Below are 21,411 nucleotides of genomic sequence, written 5' to 3'. Positions count from 1 at the left end.
GGGACATACCCCGGGCCATGAGGAGATCACGATGCCCACGCTGACACCGCCGCAAGACTGTCACTCGATGCCGGAACTGCGGGTTCAGATCGACAAGCTGGACCGCCATCTGATTGAGATGCTGGTGATGCGTGCCGGTTTTATCGACCGCGCGTCGCAGCTGAAACCGGGCGTGGGTTTGCCGGCCCGTATCCCCGAACGGGTTGAGGAAGTGGTGCAGAACGTGCGCGCAAGCTCGGGCGAATTGGGGATGGACCCAGAGCTGGCCGAGCGGCTGTGGCGCATATTGATTGACTGGTCGATCGCGCGTGAGGAATGCGTGCTGGGCCAAGAGTGAAAGACCGGGCGCGTTTGCACCCGATCCGTTTTGAAAGAAGGGATGACAGGATGGTAGCCCAGGTTATCGACGGTAAGGCCTTTGCGGCCAAGGTGCGTGCGCAAGTGGCCGATCAGGTCGCGAAGCTGAAGGAAGAAAACGGAATCACCCCCGGTCTGGCGGTGGTTTTGGTGGGTGAAGACCCGGCCAGCCAGGTCTATGTCCGCTCGAAAGGCAAGCAGACCGTCGAGGTCGGCATGAACTCGTATGAGCATAAGCTGGATGTCGACACCTCCGAGGACGACCTGCTGGCGCTGATCGACAAGCTGAACAATGATCCGGCGGTGCATGGCATTCTGGTGCAACTGCCACTGCCCAAGCATCTGAACGAGGATCTGGTGATCAACTCGATCGACCCGGCCAAGGATGTGGATGGCTTCCATATCTCAAATGTGGGTCTGCTGGGCACCGGCCAGAAGTCGATGGTGCCCTGCACGCCGCTGGGTTGCCTGATGATGCTGCGCGATCACCATGGCTCGCTGTCCGGCATGGACGCGGTTGTGATCGGCCGTTCGAACATCGTGGGCAAGCCGATGGCGCAGCTGCTGCTGGGTGACAGCTGCACCGTGACCATCGCGCATTCGCGCACCAAGGACCTGCCCGATGTGGTCCGTCGCGCCGATATCGTCGTGGCCGCCGTGGGCCGCCCTGAAATGGTACCGGGCGACTGGATCAAGGAAGGCGCCACCGTGATCGACGTGGGCATCAACCGGATCGAGCGCGACGGCAAAAACAAGCTGGTTGGCGATGTTGACTATGCCAGCGCGGCGGAACGCGCAGGTGCGATCACGCCGGTCCCCGGTGGGGTTGGTCCGATGACCATTGCCTGCCTGCTGGCCAATACGCTGACCGCCTGCTGCCGGGCCAACAGCCTGCCAGAGCCCGAAGGGCTGACCGCCTGACGGGGCGAAAAACCAGGCTATCCGAAAACCGAAGGGTCGCAATGCCAGCGCGCATTGCGGCCCTTTCTTTACCCGTCGGGGGGAACCCGGGCCTCTGGGGAATGGCAGATCATCGTTGATCGCCAAAACTCCAAACATGGAGTGGGATATCTGCGCGCCTCAATTGATCGCGCTTTACTGTGATTTACACTGTGTGTTGCTAGCGAACAAAACAACCTCACCCATTGAGTGAGTTGGAATCGATCCATTCTATTTAAACACAGGTCACTTTAAGGGGTTTGATTGCGGATCGGGCGGTGATAAACCTGTTAATCCAGCCGGTTAACCCAGAAGTATCAATTCGGGCGGGGGGCTGGTCCCGTGCGGAGCGTATTGCCAAGTGTGATGTCAAAACTGAGCCCCATTCTCGCTCATTTCAGTCTGCAACGGGTTCTGGCGGGGCTCGTTCTGGTGCCACTGCTGGCCTATTCCTTTGCGCCGTTTCACGACATGGACCTGTCATTTCCGGTTCGCCTGATCTTTTGGGCGGGTGTCATTGCGCTGGCGCTGATGACGACATGGGTGGCAGGGTATCTGGTCCGCCTGCGCGTCAGCGAATCGGCTGTGTATCTGCGTGACGGGGTTTTTGCATTACTGATCCTGTGTCAGTTCGCGCCCGCCCTGTGGGTGCTGACCTGGCTGGTTTTCACGTTCAACGGAACCTCTGCGCCGGGGCTGATGACGGTGATGCCTTATGGTGTCATGCTGGCCATGGGGCTGATGCTGGTGCGCCAACGGGATGTCACCCAGCCAGAGGAAGAGATACCCCAGTTGCCCCGGCTGTATCGCCGCCTGCCGCCCGGGTTCGAAGGGCAGATTTATCGCCTGACCGTGCGCGATCACTCTGTGGACGTCGTGACCTCGGATGGAGTGTTTACCATCCGGTCCCGGTTCACCGATGCGATTGACGAGATGGACCCGGTGCCCGGTCACTGCACCCATAGATCCCATTGGGTGACCGAGGCGGCGATTCTCGGGGTCGAAAAACAGGACGGCAAGACCTTCCTGAAACTGTGCAACGATGACTTTGTGCCCGTCAGCCGCAAGTATCGCCCGGGGCTGGAGCAAGCCGGGCTGGTCTAGGGGCTGCCTCTAGCGCGGCATGGGGATGATCTGCGGATGCGGGCCGGTCAAAATTGCCCGCGCATCCACCGCCATCAGGTCGGTCAAGACCGCCTCATGACTGCGCAAACCGCCGGTATAGGTGCCATAGGCGGGTAGGATCAGCCGGTGCGCGTCCACAAGAAAAGCGGGCCGGGTGATCGCACGACCCTTGGCGCGCAGTTGCGCCTTGGGATGGTAGTGGCCCGAAATCTCGCCCTGCGCCCCCGCCTGGGCGATGTGGCGAAAGACCAGCGTATCACAGGACCATTCAGCCAGATGCGCACCGCCCAGTTCCACCGGACCCGGGTCGTGGTTGCCTTCGATCCAGATCCACTGCCTGCCCGCCTGCAGGGCCGTGATCTGCAACCGATCTGCTGTCTCCAAACTTTGCGAGGCTTGCAGATCGTCGAAACTGTCGCCCAGACAGATCACGGTTGTTGCCCCGGTGCTGGCCAGATCATCCGCCAGCCGGTTCAGCGTGTCGCGGTTGTCATACGGGGGCAGGGCAGGGCCGCCGCGGCGGGCCATACGCTCGGATTTGCCCAGATGCAGGTCCGACACGCACAGAAGGCTTTGATCGGGCCACCACAGCGCGCCCGAACCAAGGGCGCGCAAGGATTGACCGGCAAAAGTGATCTCAACGGCGTTCATGATCCGTTCTTTGCCGGTTCCGCACCGGTTTGCAAGAGGGTTCAGTCTGCGCTCAGCCCTGCTGCCTGCATCAGACGAGCGCTTTCTTCGGCCAGCAGGCGTTCTTCGGCAGCGCCTTTGACCGGGACCTTGCCGACCTCAAGAAACAGAGGCGCGGACAGGGGAGAGACGCGATCCAGCCGCTTCAGGTCGATCCGGTCGCCGATCCGTTCGATCATCGCCTCGATCCGGCCGAAATCGACCAGGCCGCGCATTGCCTCTTCGCGGGTGATTTGCATCAACAGGTGGTCGGGGTCGTATTTCAGTAGCGTGTCATAGAGGATATCCGACGAAAACGTCGCCTGCCGCCCGGATTTGCGCTGCCCGCCGGTGTTGCGCTCGATCAGCCCGGCAATGGTGGCCGAGGCGCGAAAGGTGCGTTTCATCACCGCATTCCCGGCCAGCCATGTGTCCAGCCCGTCGCGCAGCGCTTCAAGCCGGAACAGGGGCCGGGGGTCAGTCACCGCGTCCAGCCCCCAGATCAGCGTGGCGTAGTCGGTGGCGACAAAACCCAGCGGGGCGAGGCCCGTCTCCTCCATCCGTTTGGTCAGCAACAGGCCCAGCGTCTGCTGCGCATTGCGCCCGGCAAAGCCGTAGACGCACAGGTTTTCACGCCCGTCATTGGGAAAGCTCTCGATCAGCAACCGGTCGCGCTGTGGCAGGCATGAGATGTCGCGTTGCAGGGCCAGCCAGTCCGCCGTGTGGCGTGGCAGTTGCGGCCAATCGGGTTGGGCGAACATGCGCAGGATGCGGTCGCTCAGCTGGGTAGAGGTGGCGAATTTCGTGCCCGAGAAGGTGGCGATCTTTGGTTTTCGGTCGGCGCGGCGACTGACCTCGACCACCATTTCGCGCAGCCCCTCATAACGCACGATCTGCCCGCCGATCAGGAACGTGTCGCCTTGGGTCAGCGAGGCGGCAAAGCCCTCCTCGACCTCGCCCAGAGGTTTGCCACCCCGGCTGCGTTTCAGCCGCACTTTCAGTGTGTCGGTGTCTTGTATGGTGCCCAGATTCATGCGGATACGCCGCGTTGCGCGCGGGTCGCGTAACTGCCATGCGCCGTCTGGGCGTTGTTGCAACCGCTGCCAGCGATCATAGGCGCGCAGGGCGTAGCCTCCGGTGGCGCAGAAATCGAGACAGGCGTCGAATTCGGCGCGGGTCAGCGCGGCGTAAGGTCCGGCTGCGGTCATCTCAGTATACAGATCGTCGGCCTGAAACGGGCCTGCGGCTGCAGCGATCAGGATATGCTGGCACAGCACATCCCGTGGCCCCGGCCCGCGCGGATCACCATCCAGATCATGCGCTTGCACCGCCTCAAGCGCTGCCACGCATTCGACGACTTCGAAGCGGTTGGCAGGCACAAGCAGAGCCTTGGACGGCGCGTTATAGCGGTGATTGGCCCGCCCGATCCGCTGTACCAGCCGTTTGACGTTCTTGGGCGCGCCGATCTGGATCACCAGATCCACATCGCCCCAATCAATGCCTAGATCCAGAGAGCCGGTGCAGACGATGGCGCGCAGCTCTCCCCGAACCATGGCGCCCTCGACCCGTTCGCGTTGTTGCCGGTCGAGACTGCCATGATGGATGCCGATGGGCAGGCCTTCGTCATTGGCCAGCCAGAGGTTGTGAAAGAAAATCTCGGCCTGCGCGCGGGTGTTGTGAAAGATCAACGTCGTCTTGTGCTGTCTGATCTGATCCAGCACGGCAGGGATCGCATAGGCCGCCCCACCTCCGGACCAGGGCGGCATTTCGTGGGTTTCCAGCATCGAGATATCGGGGTCCGGCCCGGGATCGGCCTGAATGATCTGGCACGGGTCAGGGTGACGGGCCAGAAAGCGGGCGATGGCCTCGGGGTCTTCCACCGTTGCCGACAGACCCACGCGCCGCAGATCGGGGCAGAGACGTTGCAACCGCGCCAGCGCCAGCATCAACTGATCGCCGCGCTTGCTTTCGGCCAGCGCGTGAATTTCGTCCACGATCACCCGCTGCACCCCGTCGAACATGCGCGGCGCATCTTCGTATGAGGTCAGCAGGGCCAGGCTTTCAGGCGTTGTCAGCAGGATATGCGGCGGGTCGGCGCGTTGCCGTTTCTTTTGCGTGGCTGAGGTGTCGCCGGTACGGTCCTCGATCCGGATCGGCAGGCCGATCTCATCCGCCGGGCGACGCAGGTTGCGCTTGATATCCGCCGCCAGCGCCTTGAGCGGGGAGACATAGATGGTGTGCAACCCATCGGGCGGGTTTTCGGCTAGTTCCGACAATGTAGGCAGAAACCCGGCCATGGTCTTGCCGCCCCCGGTTGGCGCGATCAGCAGCGTTGCGGGATCTTGCGCGCGGTCGATCATGGCGTGTTGATGCAGATGGATGGCCCAGCCCTGGGACGAAAACCAGTCAGAGATTGGGGAGGGCAGGGTAGTCATGACCCAAATGTAACGAAGGCGCTGAAAAAGGAAATTTTATTTGTGATTGGTGCGTCGGAAAACTGCCGGTCGCGCGTTGATTCAGAGAACGCGCTGTAAATCTCAGGAGTAGATGATGACCTCCCTCCGAACTTGGGCGACACCGCTGACCGCAGGCAGTTTTTTGGTCATGGGCGTCAGCGGCGTTCTTTTGTTCTTTCACCTCGATTCCGGTTTGAATCAGTTTATCCACGAATGGGCCGGATGGGTGCTGTTGGCAGGTGTAGCGGCGCATCTTGTGCTGAACTGGCGGCCCTTCAAAACCTATTTCAAGCGCCCTGTTGCATTGGCTTTGATGGCTGCGAGCGTCGTTGCGCTGGCCGTGTCGTTCTGGCCTGTGGCAGAGTCCGGTAGCCCGGTTGGTGCCGTGTTCCGGGCGATCGATGCGGCTGATGTCGATACTGTCATCGCGCTGAGCGGTCGGGACATTCAAACCGGGTTGGCTTTGCTGAGTGAGGCTGGCTTCAACGCTGCGCCGGATATGCCGATGACCGCGCTGACAGGCGGGGATCGCGGGGTACGGATGCAGGTGTTGGGCGCGCTGTTCCCATAAGGAGAAAGGGGGCCAAGGCCCCCTTTCGCTTTATTTTACGATTTTTTCGTCTTTGACGAACATGTTGGCCCAGGCCCGGTCGATCAGGTCGGGGCTCATCTGATAGGGGATGCCTTCGAATTCGCAGATCGCGATCATCTGGTCGATCAGGAAGATCGGCTGATAGTTGGCGTAGATGTTGTTGATGGTCGGGTATTTGACCTTGAGCAGATGCACCAGCGCGGATTCGTCCAGCGGCATGCCACGTTTGCGGGCCACCATGGCGAAGATTTTCAGGAAGTTTTCCTGGTTCGGGCCGTCGATCTTGATCTTGAAGAAGATCCGGCGCAGGGCCGCTTGGTCGAAGATTTCGTTCGGGTGGAAGTTGGTCGAGAAGATGACCAGCGTGTCGAAGGGGACCTCGAATTTCTCACCCGATTGCAGGCCGAGGATATCCTTGCTTTCTTCCAGCGGAACAATCCAGCGGTTGATCAGCGCCTGCGGTGGTTCCGCCTGACGGCCAAGGTCGTCCACGATGAAGATGCCGCCGGTGGACTTCAGTTGCAGCGGTGCCTGATAGGTCCGCGCGGTAGGGTTGTAGACCAGATCCAGCATGCTGAGCGACAGTTCACCGCCGGTCACAACGGTCGGGCGTTCGCATTGCACATAGCGCGTGTCGAACCGCTTGCGGCGGCGCAGGCTGTTGGGGTCGTCGGCCTCTTGTTCGATTGCGGTGTGCACGATCGGGTCGTAAACGGTGATCACCTGACCGGCATATTCGATGGCACGCGGCACATAGACATTGTCCCCCAGCGCGTCACGGATACCGTTCGAGATGGACGACTTACCGTTGCCCGGAGGGCCGTACATCAGGATCGACCGACCCGCGCTGACCGCCGGGCCCAGATGGTCCAGTAGGCTGTCCGGCAAAACCAGATGGCCCATCGCGCCGGTCAGTTGGTCGCGGGTGACCTGAATGTTGCGGATCGACTGCCGCTTTACCTGCTCGCGGTAGACATCCAGCGGCACGGGCATGGCGCCGAAATATTCGGACTGGCTAAGCGCATCCAGCGCCCGGGCCTTGCCTGCGTCGGTCAGCTGATAGCCCATCTCGTTGCCGCTGTTGGCGCTCAGGGTGCCGGTCGCCTCAAGCAGTTTCTGTTCGCGCGCGATGTCGATCAGTTCCTGCGTGACGGACCCCGGCAGGCACACGGCCTCGGCCACTTCCGAAACGGTATCCACGTTCTTGCGGAACATGGTTTTCAGCAGGATATCCCGCATCATCACCAGCGGAAGCTGCATTTCCGTCAACCCTTTCGGGGCCGGAGGGGCAATAACGGAGGTGGTCTGCATATTCATGAGCGTTGCCCGTCTGTTCTATCGTCATGCGAAATGCCCCGAGGCAGGGCTGCTTGAGGAAAAATCTGTCGCGGATTTGTGGCATGACCAAGGCGCGGGCAAGGCGGGCTTATGATTGTTTACGATCCGTTAATTATGCCCAGAATCAGATAGATGGTCAGGCTGCCTGCCAGCACCAGACCCATGGGGAATTTCTTGCCCCGATCCCAGCTTTCCCAATGCGGAGCGATCTGACGCAGCGGGGTGTGCTTGGCCAGCCGGTGCGCCGCTGTTGCCCCCAAGGTGGTCGACATCAGGATCATCAACAGCGGCATCAGATCAGCAGCCCAGATGAACGGCGCGGCAGCGGCACAGAATTTTGCGTCCCCGGCACCCATCGCGCCGGCGGCGTTCATGACCATGCCGAACAGCAAAACGATAATGATATGAGACAGTTGCCAGACATAGACCGGCAGGTTCAGGGTAAGCGGACCGATACTGCCGACGGCCCAGTCACCGGACCAGGGTGGCAGTACAAAAAACCCGACAATGATAAAAACCAGCGCCAGGGCATAGACTGCCTGGTTCTTGATCTGCATCTCACGCATGTCCGTGAAGGCCACATAAAAACAGATCGGTGCCACGAAAATCAGAAACCACGCCGCCGCCAGCGCTGGTATGACCATCGGTCAGGCTTCCTCGAGCGCGCGCAGCGAGCGGACGGCTTCGTCGAAATGCTGCGGATGTGTGGCGATGGCCTCGCGGAAGAGGTTCTTGGCGGTGTTGACGTCACCCCGCTTGACGGCCGAGATCGCCATCGTGTTCAGAAGCTGGGCGCGCTCGACCTGGCTCATCGGGATGACGGGCAGGCTGTAGTTGCCTTGGGCGCTGCGGGCCAGAACGAGGTTGTTCTTGGCGGTAAACAAGGAACTGTCCTGGCGCACGGCCTCGGAGAACAGGCGCTCGGCCTCGGAAAACTGGCCGCGGGTCAGCTTGGAATATCCCCAGTTGTTCATGACACCGGCAGGGCGGGTGGTCAGACCCACTGCGGTTTCATAGAACTGGTCGGCGCGTTTCCAATCCTTGTTGGAATCCGCCACCACGGCCTCAAGCCGGTAGCGTTTGAACGTCTCGTAGGTGGGTGGGATCGTGTCCAGCGTGGCCTTGGCCCCTTTCCAGTTGCCATTGCGCACCTGTGCGTCGGCATATTCCAACTTGTCTCCGTTGGTCGCGCCTTTCATCGTCGTTACGCGTTTCCAGGCGGTTGCGGCCTCGGTCGTGCGCTTGGCGCGGGACAGAGAGATTGCCAGCCCGCGCTGAAGGTCGATCCGGTCCGGGTACTTGTTTGAAATGCCTTGAAAATAGGTGGCCGCCTCATTTGGATCGGCGGCTGCCAACATCACGTCGTTCAGGTTGGTCTCGTCAATGACGTTCACTTCCTGAAAGGTGCGTTCGACCTTTTCTTCTTCGGTCTCTTTTGCACAGGCGGACAGGATCACACCGCCGGCAACGATGGTTGGAATCAAGAAGGGGTGGCGCATTTTTGCGTCCTCTGCTGCTCTTGCCTCTGGTTACTGGATTTTTCTCAGCAGGAACTCTCCGTTTCCTTGCTGTTCCAGTTCAAATTCTTGTTCTTGGGGGGTATTATTAACAGGATTTTCCATTTTTGCGAGTGCTAACCGCAGATTGTCACGGATTGCGTCACTTTCGCCATTGTCCAACGCATAGGCATGGCGAAAGACCTGCGCGGCCTCGGGGTATTCGCCGGTTTCCATGAGGAAAACGCCCAGATTGTTCCAGGCTACGGGCCAGTCCGGGTCTTCTTCGGCTGCGCGGCGCAGCAGGGGCTCTGCCTGCCCAAGGCGGCGCAGGCCCAGATTGGCCGTACCGATCGAGGTCAGGATTTCCGGCGTCATCCCTTCTTCCAGCGCGGCACGGGTAAAGGAATCGAGCGCCAGATCATACTCTCCGGCGACCATCAGACGATTGCCAATTGCCACCTCATCGACCTTGGGGCCATCGAGATCGACGCCGGGCGCAAATGGGTTATCCCCGGGGCCGCTTTCAGTGCAAGAGGCCACCATGGCAAACACCATGATGGCCTGAGCTGTTTTGCGAAGCCGCGCGATGGCGACATCAACGGCCTGTTTCATCAGGGGGCAAACTCCGATGTCCGTTTATCCGGCACCAAACTCCGAAAGGCCTTTCGCCGAAGGACCGACGAGAATAACCAGCAGCGGCGGCACGGTCAGCATCATTGTGGCAAGTGTCATTTTGGTTGGCAACTTGTTTGCCGCCTCTTCAGCGCGCATCACGCGTTTGTCACGCATTTCCCCCGCATAGACCCGCAGCGCTTCGGCGATGGATGTACCAAAGGTGGCCGATTGGATCATAACGGTGACGAAGGCGCTGACATCCTGCACCCCGCAGCGGGTCGCGAAATCGCGCAAAACGGTGTCACGCTCTTTACCGGCTTTCATTTCATAGGCGACAACCTCGAATTCCAACGCGATATCCGGGTACGACGCTTTCATTTCGGCCGCAACACGCACGATGGCCTGATCCAGCGACTGACCGGCCTCGACGCAGACCAGCATCAGGTCAAGCGTGTCGGGGAAACCGGCGACGATCGCCTCTTCCCGTTCGGCCACGCGGCGGGTGATCCAGTATTTCGGGAGGAGATATCCGGCTATGCCGGGCGTCAGGACACGGATCGCAATCTGCGTACCATCGAATTCCTGATCCCCGGCAAGAACAGTCACCAGCAGGACCCCGATCAGAACGCCGACAAGCCCCAGCGCGAATTGGGCGAAATGATAGAATCGCACCGCATCCTTGGACTGATACCCCGCCTGACGGAGTTTCAATTGAACGGCTGAATATTCTTCCTGATCCTTGGGTTCGAGGAAATTCGCAAACTTTTCAAGCTGTTCGTTCTGACGCGAGTGCCTCAGACGCTCTTTCTTGTTTTTCTTGTCACCCTTGGGGGTAGTGGTCGAGCGCTGCAGCTTTTTCAGCGGGTCTTCCGGCTGATTCAGCATCAGCGGAATGGTGATCAGGATCATGAACATACCTAGCACACCGACCACGATCAGCGGGCCGAATTCGCCAAGGTGCAAGGTCAGGAAGTCATTGATGTTTGTCAGGAGTTCCATAAAAGCAGCCTCAGACCTTGATGTTGGTTAGAACGCGCATGACGATCAGGTTCAGCGTCAGCATGATACCGACGAAGAAACAGGCCGGAATGAATAGCGGGTGGTCCAGAACCGAGTCGTAGTAGTGCGGATCGGTCACCTGAATGATAAGCAGACAGGCAACGGGAAAGCCGGACAGGAACTTGCCGGACCATTGCGCCTCGGCGGTGATAGCTTTGACTCGGCGGAACAGGCGAAAGCGGGCGCGGATCACCTTGGCCAGACCGGCCAGAATCTCGGCCAGGTTACCACCTGATTGCTGCTGAATGGACACGGCCACCGCAAGGAACCGCAAATCCTGCATGTCCAGGCGTTCGGCCATTTCTTTCAGCGCCTCGCCGATATCGCGGCCATAGGCGACCTCATCCGAGATGATGCCGAATTCCGTTGCCAGAGGGTCTTCAACCTCGGACGCCACGATCTGCACCGAAGAGGTGAACGGGTTACCGACGCGCAGCGAACGAACCATAAGTTCCACCGCATCCGGCAACTGTTCTTCGATCATGCTCATGCGTTTTTTGGCTTTTCTGTTGACCCAGGCGTATACCGCGCCAACACCAATCGCGATCGAAAGAGCGACACGCAGCACCATATCCGTTGCCGTGGCGATGCTGAGCGCGGCAAAGGCCATGCCCGAGACCAGCACCATGATCATGATCAATTGCCGGGGGCTGAAGGCAATCGCCGCCTTCTGCGCCTTGTCGGCCAGCAAGGAATAGAGCGGGATGCTCTGGCTTTTCATATGCTGCTGCATTTCCTTGCGCAGCTGTTCCAGAACCTGCTCGCGACCGACGCCCTTGTCGATCATGTCCAGACGGCGATTGACCTTGCTGTTCAGGCTGATGGATTTGCCGAAGGCGACCAGATAGATCCCTTCGACCAGAGCCAGGACGCCAACGAAAATAACGGCGTAGATGATCACCTCGGTGGGCAGTTGCATATCCGATGTCTCCTACATCGTGGTTGGGTCGTAGATCGACGCCGGCAGGTCATAACCCCACAGGCGGAAGCGCTCGGAATAGTGGCTGCGCACGCCGGTGGCGGTAAAGTGACCGATGATCTTGTTGTCGGGTGTCAGGCCAACGCGTTGAAACTTAAAGAGTTCCTGCATCGAGATGACGTCGCCTTCCATCCCAGTAATCTCGGTGATCGAGGTCATGCGACGCGAACCATCCTGCAGGCGGCTGGCCTGCACGATCAGGTTCACAGCCGATGAGATCTGGCTGCGGACGGCTTTGATCGGCATTTCGATCCCCGCCATCGCGATCATGTTTTCCAGACGCGAGATACCATCCCGGGCCGAGTTGGCGTGGATCGTGGTCATCGAGCCATCGTGGCCGGTGTTCATGGCCTGCAACATGTCGATCACCTCGGCGCCACGCGTCTCACCCACGATGATGCGGTCGGGGCGCATACGCAGGGCGTTTTTCAGACAGTCGCGGGGGCTGACCTCACCTTTGCCTTCGACGTTGGGCGGGCGACTTTCCATCCGGCCCACATGGGTCTGTTGCAGCTGAAGTTCCGCCGTATCCTCGATGGTCAGGATGCGTTCGGCATCATCGATGAAACTGGACAGGGCATTCAGAGTGGTCGTTTTACCGGAACCTGTACCGCCCGAGACGATCACGTTCAGACGGGTCGAGACTGCGGCCTGCAAAAAGGCGGCCATTTCTTCGGTGAAAGCCCCGAAATTGACCAGATCGTCGATGCCCAGCTTGTCTTTTTTGAACTTACGAATCGACACCAGCGATCCATCCACCGCAATCGGTGGCACCATCGCGTTGAAACGCGAGCCATCGGCCAGACGGGCGTCAACGTAAGGGTTGGATTCATCGACACGACGACCCACAGCGGACACGATCTTGTCGATGATCCGCATCAGGTGCTTTTCGTCCTTGAAGGTGATGTCGCTGAGTTCCAGCTTACCGGCACGTTCCACAAAGATCTGCTGTGGCCCGTTGACCAGAATATCGTTGACCGTGTCGTCCTGCAGCAGGGTCTCTAGCGGGCCAAGACCGGTGACCTCGTCATACAGTTCTTTGTTCAGCTGCATGCGGTCTTCGCGGTTCAGAACGATACTGCGCGTTTCCAGAACTTCGCTGGCAATGGCACTGATCTCGTTGCGCAGTTCAGCTTCGGCCGCGTTTTCAAGGGCTGCGAGGTTCAGGTTCTCAAGCAGCTCGCGGTGCAGTTCCAGCTTGATTTCGCCCAAACGTTCCTTGCGCTTGCGTTCTTTGTCGCTGCCGACAACTTCGGCCACCTTCTTCTGAACCGGCTTGCGCACCATGGCCGTGGTCTGGGCATCTGATGCGGCAGGAGCCGCAGCTTGCGGTTGCGCCTCGACCGGCTGTGCCGAAGGCTGTTTCTTGTATCTTGAAAACACGGCGGCTCTCCCTCGTGTTACGCAGCCTCGGCACTGCTGCCAAGGCTATGAAGCGATTGTGCAAGTTTCGCGATTTCCCGGCGCAGCGGGTTTTTTGCGGCGGAACTGGCCAATGGCAGCCCGTGGTCGCCGCTTTGCATGACCGGCTTGCCGCCATCGGGCAGCATCAGGTCGATCGAGATGCCGAGGCTCTCGCCCATGCGCTTGACCCGGCCCTTACCGTTGAGATCGGTAAACTTCGGCGCCCGGTTCATCGCAAAACGCAGCTTGTTGAAAGGCAGTTCCTCTGCCTGCAACGCCCGTTTCAGACGCAGCGCATTCTGGGCCGAGCGCATGTCCAGTTCCAGCAGCGCAAAATAGACATGCGCCGCTTGCAGCACGGTTTCGGACCAATGCACCAGGGTTTTGGGCATATCGACCACAACATAGTCGAAATTGCTAAGTGCGGTGTCGAGCACCTTTTGAATGTCTTCGGGCGTGATGATGTCCAGCGGCACCATGTCCGATGGCGCAGTCAGGACCTCAAGCTTGTCCTCGAAAGTTTGCAGGGCGAAGCCAAAGGATTCCTCATCCATCGACGATGTATCCGACATCATTTCGAACACGGCCTCGTGACGCGGCAGGTCGAGATAGGTCGAAACGGTGCCATACTGCATGTCCAGATCGATCAGGCAGACCTTGGGCGCATCCTTGGCCGATACGGTGGCCAATTCCCATGCCAGATTGACCGCCAAAGTAGTCGAGCCGACACCCCCGGCCAAACCCTGAACCACGAACAACGCGCCTTCTTTGGATGTCCCATCGGACAGAACCACCCCTGATTGCGGGGCGGCAACCGGATCGGGCCGGTTCATCCGTTCGATGGCTTCCTGCAGTTCCTTCTCGGGAAGGGGGTAGGGGACGAATTCATCCGCGCCTTTGCGCAGCAACTGGTGCAGCGAGGCAGGGGTCACATCTTCGGCGATCAGAACGACCTTGATGCCCTTTTCCTTGGCCTGGGTGATGATTTCACCCATCAAGGTCAGATTGTCTTCATCATCCCCGTCCAGTGCCAGGGCAACAAACTGCAGTGATTCGGCCTCGGGTTGGTTGAAAAAGGCGAGCGCTTCGGCAAATCCCAGGTCGCCCCATCTTTCCCCCAGCGCGGCTTCCATATCCTCGATCAGCAGATCGAAATTCTGGACATCCCGGCTGACGGTACAGGCCAGAATGCTGGTATTTTCATCTTGCGGCGTCGCGCTCGTCATTAACACAATCCTCGTCGTGAGGGCTGAGCAAACCGTATGAACCTGAATGGGAAACTTCTGGTCTGCTGTCGCCCTGATGCGGCCAATCTAGGCCGCAGGTCACCCTATTGTTCTCAATGTCCCTTGGAAGTTGGGCGAGAATTGGGCGCAAAAGAACCAATTGTTGGGAATTGGGCGACGATGCCGCCCAATCACGTTTTATTGTCTTATTCGCCGCCGCCACCGCCGCCGCCGTCACCAAGATTGACCTGGTACGAGAGGCTGGTTCTGAGCGTGGCACTATCGACGTATTCGCGATAGATGATCTGGGCGTATTTACCATCCAGAACTTGCGGATGCCGATCTACAAAGCCTGAAACTTCGGTCACCGTTCGGCGATTGCGCCGATCCCGATTCGGAGTGTCGATCAGGGGACGGCTTTTGCCAAAGGACACGACAGCCTCTAGCCGATCGCGCGAGATTCCCTGGCGGGTCAGGAATGCCACCGCCGCATTGGCGCGGCGCTGACCCAAGGCCCTGTTGTAGCTGGATGAACCCACTGCGTCGGTATGACCGTATACGCGGAACCGTGCTTCGGGGAACTGTTTGATCCAATCCGCCTGCTGCAACAGGATGCGCTGGGCCGAAGCGTCCAACTGGGCGCTGTCGAAGGCAAAGTTGATCTGGGTCGGAACCTCGGCAGCAAAGCGCTGCCCGAGGATCTGACCATAGGTCAGCTCACCATTCGCAACCTGCACGTTATTGAGCGTTGCATTGCCAAAGGACCCTTGGTCGATCTCGTAACCGGCTTCGCGGGTACAACCTGCGATCGAGGCTGAAAGGCCCAGGATGATGATCCATTTCTGCATTGGTCTATCCTCCCAATCAATCCAGGATGTAGCCGTAGGAGTTGCCAAAATCCTGATTGGCCACTTCCGAGGCTGCACCATTGCCGGCACGTTCCGTGCGGGCCACCTTGCCATTCACAAACAGGTCGAATTCGCTGGGCGGCTTCACGCGATCTGTGGGCAGAGCCAAGGCCTCGCCCCGGGTCGGAGACACAAGATGCACAGTGATGATAATCACAAGCTCACTTTGATTGCGCTGGTATTCCGCGCTGCGGAACAATGCGCCCAGCACCGGAAGGTCGCCCAGCCAGGGGATCTGACTGTTCAGATCGGTAAAGTCATCCTGCAGCAAACCGGCGATTGCAAAGCTTTCACCGTCACGCAATTCGACCGTTGTGCTGGTCTGGCGTACGGTAAAGCCGGGAACAGGGTCACCGCCGATCGAGACAGCAATGCTGTTATCCAGGCTTGAGACGCCCGCCGTTATCTCCAGATTGATCAGGTCGCCATCAACCACGCGTGGGACGAAGTCGAGTTGAACACCGAATGAACGGAATTCGACGGCAACGACCCCATCGCCCTGCGGTTCAGGAACTGGGATTTGACCGCCGGCCAGGAACATCGCTTCCTGTCCCGACAGCGCGGACAGATTCGGCTCAGCCAGACTGCGTGCAAGACCTTTGCTTTCAAGGGCTTCCAGCAACAGGCGAACTTGCGTCGAACCCGCCCCAAAGCCGAACAGGATGGCGCCGGTATTCGTTTGGGCCAACGGGATGTTATTGTTCAGCGCGTTGTTCAAGGCACCCTGAGTGTTCAAGGCGTTGAACCCGCCCGTTGCGTCCACACCACTGAAACCCAGCGAAGCTGTCAGGCTTTTGGCAACCGTCCGGTTCATTTCGGCAAAGCGAACCTTCAGCATCACTTGCTGCAGGCCACCGACATTCATCAGGTTTGAAACACGTTCTGGCGCATAGCGCTCGGCCAATTCCAGAGCACGTGCCAGCTTGGCGCTGCTCGAAATCGTACCCGACAGGACAATGCCGTCATTTGCGGTGCGCACTTCGATCTGCTCATTTGGCAGAATCTGGCGCAGCCGCTCTTTGAACTCCGACACGTCCGGCGCCACGCGTACACGAATATTCGTGATCAGGTTGCCCGCACCGTCAAACAGCGTCAGCGTGGTCAGGCCCGGGGCCTTACCCAGGACATAGATTGTGCGGTCTGAAAGGGACGAGATGTCTGCGATGCCCGCATTTGCAATGCTAAGCTCCGCGAACGGTGTTTCGCTTTCTACCACGATTGCACGGTTAACCGGAACGTCCAGCGTTTCCGCTGTGCCGTTCTTCACCACTCGTAGAACTTCAGCCCAAGCGGCACTGCCGATTGGAGCCATAATAAGCGCCAACCCCATCAGGGTTGCGCTGATCAAGGAACGTATTGTCATGTGACCTGCCTCTCCGATCACCACTATGTTTTTCGGGTCTTATGCCCTATGTTTCGAAACCCTGCGCGAAAACCAGATTTTTTGCAATAATCAATGGTTTCCGGAATTTTCCTTATGTGGATATTGCGCAACAACCCAATAAAGAAGGCCGCACGATCCGTGCGGCCTTTGCTCACTAACAGTCTGATTAAGCGTTAGTTTGTGCAGGGTATTTCCGTAATCACGGTCTCGCCACCCTTGCGGGTTTTAATCGTGCAGACCTTTTCAAGAACCGGCGCTGGTGCCGGTGCTTCTTCTTCGATTCCCAGCAACGCACGCTGATCAATCTCGATAACGCTTGCCACGGTTTCATCCTGCACACCGACCAAGGCCAGAGACAGACGCCCGGTGTTTTGCGCTAGCGCCAGGGCAGCGATCTGTTCCGGCGTAGCTGCCACGGTCACCGTACGCGCGATTGTTGTTCCGGTTATGTCGGATCCGGCCGTCTGATCAACGGCAATAAGTTCGACATTGCTTTGGATCAGGCGCGTAATATCGCCTTTCCCGCCAGCGTTGCCCCCCCTCGGGACACCTGTCCAGTATACGTCAACTTTGTCTCCGGGGCGCAGAAAGCCCGACACGCCCGAGGCCACATCAACACTGATGGCAAAAGCCCGCATGCCTTTTTGAAGCTGCGAGGTCAGACCGGCTGATTCGCCTGGCCGCGTGACCTTCACTTGCATGATGGCTTCGTCTTTTTCCATTGCCCGCAAAACAAAGCGCTCATTGTCGCCGGTTTCAGGAAACAGGACAGCCATTTCAACGAAGGTGCCTTCGGGGATCGCGTTTTCGGGCCATTGAACGATTCGGACATCGTCCTGAACAAGCCGTTCACCGTATTTCAACGTGCGGTTGGACACGACCACGTCAACCAGTGGCACCGCTTCGCGTTGGGCATTGGCCAATGCCTCTTCCCGCAGTTTCCGCTCTCTCTCCAGCTTTGACTGGTTTTCAGAGATGTATTCGCGCGCCATGTAAACAGCGCCCCCGGCCAGAGCGACCCCGATGATCAGAACAAGTCCAAAAACTGCTCGCATTTGTCCCTCGTTTCATTTGTTCAGATTTACCCGCGACGCACTGCGTCTTCTGGGTTCAGTTGTCACGCTACTTTCAAATTGTGTCGAAAAATGGGACAATCTGCGGGAATATTTCGGTTTGCGATGGTGCGCGCTGTGGCTGTCACAGGGCAGCTATAGTGATCGCCAACCTTCTCAGTCCAGGATGATTGGATCGATCTCTATATTGGCCAAGGCTTGACCGGTTTGTTCGTCAATATGGCGCAGAGGCTCGTGAAAATGGGAATACATCAACCCACCAAGGCCCACAACGGCAGCGGTGATAAGCACCCAGTCAACGGTGACCGCTCCGGATTCGTCAGCAAACAGGGCTTTTAACTTGTTCAACATGTCTCCACCAATTCAAGCGGGGTGAAAAAAAAGGGGCACGCCTTCTGCAAAAGCATGCCCCCCCAGTACTTGACGTAATGTCAAGAATGTCTGGTATTCTTAGATGTCCGGAGTCGTAACTTTCACGGCGCTCAGTGCGCTTTCGACGTTACCGGCCAGTTCGCTGGCGCCGTCACGGACTTGGTTGTATGCGATGGCTGCCAGAGCAACAACAGCTGCGGTCAGAACGACCCAGTCAACAGTTACGGCGCCGTCTTCGTCTTTGCGGAAGTTCTTGATGAACTTGATCATGTTATGTCCCTCCTAAAGGATCAAAATGTAATTCAACCTCGGCGTCTTGTCAGAGCTTTCTCTCTCAGTCCGCTCCCGATCGTCTCGGTATGGGTCTATGTTTGCCTGTTGTGCATGGCAGGAATTGGGCCAAACGCGTTTTTTTTCGCTGTAAGCTTAACTTTTTGTTGAGAAATTTCATAACACATTGAAAATAAAGTAAAATCACAGGGAAGTTTTTTGGCGGCCCTTAGGTAAGCGGTGCAAAATTGCGCCAAATGAGGCGAAATTGCCCCAATTCGCTTTGTTTTTCTGGTGTTGGGCGCCGATTCACGGTTCAAAATCCCTCAAAAGAAGAATTGAGGCAGGCATAATGAATTTCCGCAGCGTATTTTCGTGCGCCGGTATTGCGGCGCTTGTGCTGGCAGGCAGCCCGGCGGTCATGGCGACCGAGCAGGAACCGGCAGGCGTGTCCAAACGCATCAAGGCTCCTAAGCCCGGTGCCCGGCCCAAAGTGACCGTTCAGATATCCCCGGAAGAACACGCGGCGCGGCCCTCGGCCCCCAGTACCGGTGTCGAGTTGGTCGTGCCCGAGATCATAGAGCGCGCAAAAGTCCCGCATTCCGTTCCGCCGCAAGTCGGAGAAGCCCCCAAGCCGGTCGGGTCCTACAAGGCATTCTGGAATCGCGTGTCGCCCGAACTTGCCCAGGGCAGTTCAGGCCGATTGGACGAAGCGATACAGGCGCTGTCTTCGACCGGGGTGAAAGCGCCACGTTTGCAGACATTGCAGGACATCGCCCAAAAGCGCGGCGTGGATATCTTGCGCTCGACCGTGGGAACCAAGGTGTCACCTGCGCTGGTGCTGGCGGTGATCTCAGTCGAATCGGCGGGGCGCGAGAAAGCGGTCAGTTCCGCCGGGGCGCAGGGGTTGATGCAATTGATGCCCGCAACGGCTGCCCGTTTCGGCGTGCAAGACAGCCTTGTGCCCGAACAGAACATTGCCGGAGGGGTCAAATACCTCAACTGGCTGATGGAAGAGTTCGGCAATGACCCGATTCTGGTGCTGGCCGGGTACAACGCAGGCGAGGGGGCGGTGCGTAAACACAGCGGAGTGCCGCCCTATGCGGAGACGCGCGACTATGTGCCAAAGGTGCTGGCAGCGTTTCAGGTGGCGCGGGCCTTATGTGCGACGCCGCCCGATCTGATTTCGGACGGGTGCGTGTTTCAGGCCCTGAACTGAAAAAGGCCCGCCACATCTGGCGGGCCTTTGCGTTCAGGGATCAGGCGACAATGCTGGCCTCGGTGGCGGCGCGAATCTCGTCTTCGGTTACGCCATCGGCGGTCTCGACGATCTTCAACCCGCCTTCGACCACATCCAGCACGCCCAGATTGGTGATGATGCGGTCAACCACACCTTTGCCAGTCAGGGGCAGGGTGCATTCCTTCAGCACTTTGGAATCGCCATGCTTGTTGGTGTGGTCCATCACCACGATCACACGGCCGACACCGGCGACAAGATCCATCGCGCCGCCCATGCCTTTGACCAGTTTGCCCGGAATCATCCAGTTGGCCAGATCGCCTTTTTCGTCCACTTCCATGGCGCCCAGAATCGCGGCGGCGATCTTGCCGCCCCGGATCATGGCAAAAGACGTCGCACTGTCGAAATACGAGGTGCGGGACAGTTCGGTGATCGTCTGCTTGCCCGCATTGATCAGGTCGGGGTCTTCTTCGCCCTCGAAAGGGAAGGGGCCCATGCCCAGCATGCCGTTCTCGGATTGCAGGGTGATATCCTTGTCACCCACATAGTTCGCCACCAGCGTCGGAATACCGATGCCGAGGTTCACATACATGCCGTCTTCCAGCTCTTGCGCCGCGCGGGCGGCCATCTGATTGCGGTCCCAGGGCATTATGCGTCCTCCTTCTTACGGGTGGTGCGTTGTTCGATGCGTTTTTCGTGGCTGCCCTGAATGATGCGGTGCACATAGATGCCGGGCAGGTGGATCATATCCGGGTCCAGCGAGCCGCGCGGGACGATTTCCTCAACCTCGGCCACGCAGATCTTGCCGCAGGTGGCGGCGGGCACGTTGAAGTTGCGGGCGGTCTTGCGGAACACCAGATTGCCGGTGTCGTCAGCCTTCCACGCCTTGACGATGGCCAGATCGGCAAAGATACCTTCTTCCAGAATATAGGTCTCGCCGTTGAAGTCTTTATGTTCCTTGCCCTCGGCGATCACGGTGCCCACACCGGTCTTGGTGTAGAAGCCCGGGATGCCCGCACCACCGGCGCGCATCCGTTCGGCCAGAGTGCCCTGCGGGTTAAACTCCAGCTCCAGCTCGCCACTCAGATACTGGCGCATGAACTCGGCGTTTTCGCCGACATACGAGCTGATCATTTTCTTGACCTGCTTGGTCTGCAGCAGGATGCCGATGCCGAAATCGTCGACGCCCGCGTTGTTCGAGGCAAAAGTCAGGTTCTGCGCGCCTGCATCCTTGATGGCCTCAAGCAGCAGTTCGGGGATACCGCACAGGCCGAATCCGCCTGCCGCGATCATCATGCCATCCGACAGCACCCCATCGAGCGCCTCGGCGGCATTGGCATAGACCTTCTTCATAGAAAAACTCTCCCAAAGACATGGTGATGGCGCAGGTTGTGCCGCCACGTCTCTGGGAAGTCAATGAAACCAGCGGTTTCACGTATTTCTACGGTAGTCCCTGAAGACCAGCCTTAACCCGCAGTCAGAATTCCGCAGGCGATGCGGCCACCGGCCCCGCCGATCGGCTGGCTTTTGTGGTCGTCCCCCTTTTCGTGGATGATGAAGGTCGACCCATCCGCATCCAGCAATGCGTTGTCACCACCTTCCAGCGATACCAGAGTGGTATAGGCCTCCATTTCGCCCACCCCGTCGCTGCCAACATAGAGGTTGGGCAGGTCGCCGGGTTCCGGACCCTTGGGGTTCATCAACCCGTGGGCACCTTCGACTTTGCCGACATGACCCTTGGCCGTTTTAAAGCCTTCGCCGGGCTCGCAGACCCCATGGCTGTGCAGATGCAACCCGTGTTTGCCCGGCGGCAGGTCGCGCACACGCACATGCAGCAGGACGCCATGCGGGCCCTGTTGGGCGGTGGCTGTGCCGATCACGTCACCTTGCGCGTTGATGATCTCGGCTT

At 58.9% G+C, this 21,411-nt stretch carries 23 protein-coding genes; 5 read left to right on the top strand and 18 right to left on the bottom strand.

Going from position 1 to position 21,411, the window contains the following annotated elements; genetic code table 11:
• Positions 1–31: 31 nt before the first annotated feature.
• The 3 genes from MPJ51_RS14540 (at position 32) to MPJ51_RS14530 (ending at position 2,400) form a co-directional block, all read left to right on the top strand.
• Positions 32–337 (top strand): chorismate mutase, encoded by a 306-nt coding sequence (locus tag MPJ51_RS14540; RefSeq protein WP_298388216.1) that lies wholly within the window; start codon positions 32–34, stop codon positions 335–337.
• A 50-nt stretch (positions 338–387) separates the two neighbouring features.
• Positions 388–1,278: a bifunctional methylenetetrahydrofolate dehydrogenase/methenyltetrahydrofolate cyclohydrolase FolD gene (gene folD / locus MPJ51_RS14535; protein ID WP_298388212.1), complete on the top strand. Its 891-nt coding sequence runs from the start codon at positions 388–390 to the stop codon at positions 1,276–1,278.
• Between the two features lie 384 nt (positions 1,279–1,662).
• Entirely contained in the window at positions 1,663–2,400 is a 738-nt protein-coding gene (locus MPJ51_RS14530) for a LytTR family DNA-binding domain-containing protein (RefSeq protein ID WP_298388209.1), read from the top strand.
• A gap of 9 nt (positions 2,401–2,409) precedes the next feature.
• Here the strand turns inward: MPJ51_RS14530 and pdeM are convergent, their stop codons facing one another.
• Together pdeM and MPJ51_RS14520 are read right to left on the bottom strand one after the other, a co-directional pair.
• Positions 2,410–3,072, bottom strand: coding sequence for a ligase-associated DNA damage response endonuclease PdeM (gene pdeM / locus MPJ51_RS14525; RefSeq protein ID WP_298388207.1), 663 nt, complete (start codon positions 3,070–3,072; stop codon positions 2,410–2,412).
• A gap of 41 nt (positions 3,073–3,113) precedes the next feature.
• Positions 3,114–5,525: a ligase-associated DNA damage response DEXH box helicase gene (locus MPJ51_RS14520; RefSeq protein ID WP_298388205.1), complete on the bottom strand. Its 2,412-nt coding sequence runs from the start codon at positions 5,523–5,525 to the stop codon at positions 3,114–3,116.
• Positions 5,526–5,640: 115 nt separating this feature from the next.
• Between MPJ51_RS14520 and MPJ51_RS14515 the strand changes: the two genes are divergently transcribed.
• On the top strand, positions 5,641–6,117 hold the full coding sequence (locus MPJ51_RS14515) for a DUF4405 domain-containing protein (protein WP_298388203.1): 477 nt from the start codon (positions 5,641–5,643) through the stop codon (positions 6,115–6,117).
• A gap of 30 nt (positions 6,118–6,147) precedes the next feature.
• On the opposite strand, the gene MPJ51_RS14510 is transcribed toward MPJ51_RS14515, so the two are convergent.
• The 13 genes from MPJ51_RS14510 to MPJ51_RS14450 all read right to left on the bottom strand — a co-directional run bounded on the left by MPJ51_RS14510 (position 6,148) and on the right by MPJ51_RS14450 (position 18,265).
• Positions 6,148–7,455 (bottom strand): ATPase, encoded by a 1,308-nt coding sequence (locus MPJ51_RS14510; protein WP_298388201.1) that lies wholly within the window; start codon positions 7,453–7,455, stop codon positions 6,148–6,150.
• Between the two features lie 119 nt (positions 7,456–7,574).
• Positions 7,575–8,120, bottom strand: coding sequence for a prepilin peptidase (locus tag MPJ51_RS14505; protein ID WP_298388199.1), 546 nt, complete (start codon positions 8,118–8,120; stop codon positions 7,575–7,577).
• A 3-nt stretch (positions 8,121–8,123) separates the two neighbouring features.
• Positions 8,124–8,975, bottom strand: a complete 852-nt coding sequence (locus MPJ51_RS14500) for a tetratricopeptide repeat protein (protein WP_298388196.1) — start codon at positions 8,973–8,975, stop codon at positions 8,124–8,126.
• A gap of 30 nt (positions 8,976–9,005) precedes the next feature.
• Positions 9,006–9,530 (bottom strand): tetratricopeptide repeat protein, encoded by a 525-nt coding sequence (locus tag MPJ51_RS14495; protein ID WP_298388235.1) that lies wholly within the window; start codon positions 9,528–9,530, stop codon positions 9,006–9,008.
• 81 nt (positions 9,531–9,611) lie between these two features.
• Positions 9,612–10,589, bottom strand: a complete 978-nt coding sequence (locus tag MPJ51_RS14490) for a type II secretion system F family protein (RefSeq protein WP_298388193.1) — start codon at positions 10,587–10,589, stop codon at positions 9,612–9,614.
• 10 nt (positions 10,590–10,599) lie between these two features.
• Complete coding sequence (locus MPJ51_RS14485) at positions 10,600–11,568, bottom strand: type II secretion system F family protein (RefSeq protein ID WP_298388191.1); 969 nt, start codon at positions 11,566–11,568, stop codon at positions 10,600–10,602.
• A 12-nt stretch (positions 11,569–11,580) separates the two neighbouring features.
• The gene (locus MPJ51_RS14480; RefSeq protein WP_298388188.1) at positions 11,581–13,011 is read right to left on the bottom strand and encodes a CpaF family protein; all 1,431 of its coding nucleotides are present in this window, start codon (positions 13,009–13,011) and stop codon (positions 11,581–11,583) included.
• 17 nt (positions 13,012–13,028) lie between these two features.
• Positions 13,029–14,258 (bottom strand): AAA family ATPase, encoded by a 1,230-nt coding sequence (locus MPJ51_RS14475; RefSeq protein WP_298388185.1) that lies wholly within the window; start codon positions 14,256–14,258, stop codon positions 13,029–13,031.
• Between the two features lie 206 nt (positions 14,259–14,464).
• Positions 14,465–15,106 (bottom strand): OmpA family protein, encoded by a 642-nt coding sequence (locus MPJ51_RS14470; protein ID WP_298388182.1) that lies wholly within the window; start codon positions 15,104–15,106, stop codon positions 14,465–14,467.
• Positions 15,107–15,122: 16 nt separating this feature from the next.
• On the bottom strand, positions 15,123–16,529 hold the full coding sequence (locus MPJ51_RS14465; RefSeq protein ID WP_298388180.1) for a type II and III secretion system protein family protein: 1,407 nt from the start codon (positions 16,527–16,529) through the stop codon (positions 15,123–15,125).
• A gap of 194 nt (positions 16,530–16,723) precedes the next feature.
• On the bottom strand, positions 16,724–17,605 hold the full coding sequence (gene cpaB / locus MPJ51_RS14460) for a Flp pilus assembly protein CpaB (RefSeq protein WP_298388177.1): 882 nt from the start codon (positions 17,603–17,605) through the stop codon (positions 16,724–16,726).
• Positions 17,606–17,779: 174 nt separating this feature from the next.
• The gene (locus tag MPJ51_RS14455; protein WP_298388175.1) at positions 17,780–17,974 is read right to left on the bottom strand and encodes a hypothetical protein; all 195 of its coding nucleotides are present in this window, start codon (positions 17,972–17,974) and stop codon (positions 17,780–17,782) included.
• A gap of 99 nt (positions 17,975–18,073) precedes the next feature.
• Entirely contained in the window at positions 18,074–18,265 is a 192-nt protein-coding gene (locus MPJ51_RS14450) for a hypothetical protein (protein WP_298388172.1), read from the bottom strand.
• A 421-nt stretch (positions 18,266–18,686) separates the two neighbouring features.
• Here MPJ51_RS14450 and MPJ51_RS14445 point away from each other — a divergent pair, with 421 nt between their 5' ends.
• Positions 18,687–19,484: a lytic transglycosylase domain-containing protein gene (locus MPJ51_RS14445; protein WP_298388233.1), complete on the top strand. Its 798-nt coding sequence runs from the start codon at positions 18,687–18,689 to the stop codon at positions 19,482–19,484.
• A 40-nt stretch (positions 19,485–19,524) separates the two neighbouring features.
• Here the strand turns inward: MPJ51_RS14445 and MPJ51_RS14440 are convergent, their stop codons facing one another.
• From MPJ51_RS14440 to MPJ51_RS14430, 3 genes are all read right to left on the bottom strand, one after another.
• Positions 19,525–20,151 carry a CoA transferase subunit B gene (locus MPJ51_RS14440; protein ID WP_298388168.1) on the bottom strand — a complete coding sequence of 209 codons (627 nt, stop codon included), beginning with the start codon at positions 20,149–20,151 and terminating at the stop codon, positions 19,525–19,527.
• On the bottom strand, positions 20,151–20,855 hold the full coding sequence (locus tag MPJ51_RS14435; RefSeq protein WP_298388165.1) for a CoA transferase subunit A: 705 nt from the start codon (positions 20,853–20,855) through the stop codon (positions 20,151–20,153). The genes MPJ51_RS14440 and MPJ51_RS14435 overlap by 1 nt, the downstream gene beginning before the upstream one ends.
• A gap of 113 nt (positions 20,856–20,968) precedes the next feature.
• Positions 20,969–21,411: superoxide dismutase family protein (locus MPJ51_RS14430; RefSeq protein WP_298388163.1), on the bottom strand; the 443-nt coding region annotated here is incomplete at its 5' end.

The sequence above is a fragment of the Ruegeria sp. genome (assembly GCF_028066395.1).
GTDB lineage: Bacteria > Pseudomonadota > Alphaproteobacteria > Rhodobacterales > Rhodobacteraceae > Ruegeria.
Note: the sequence above shows the minus strand (reverse complement) of the source record. Positions and strands in the feature narration are given on the sequence as shown.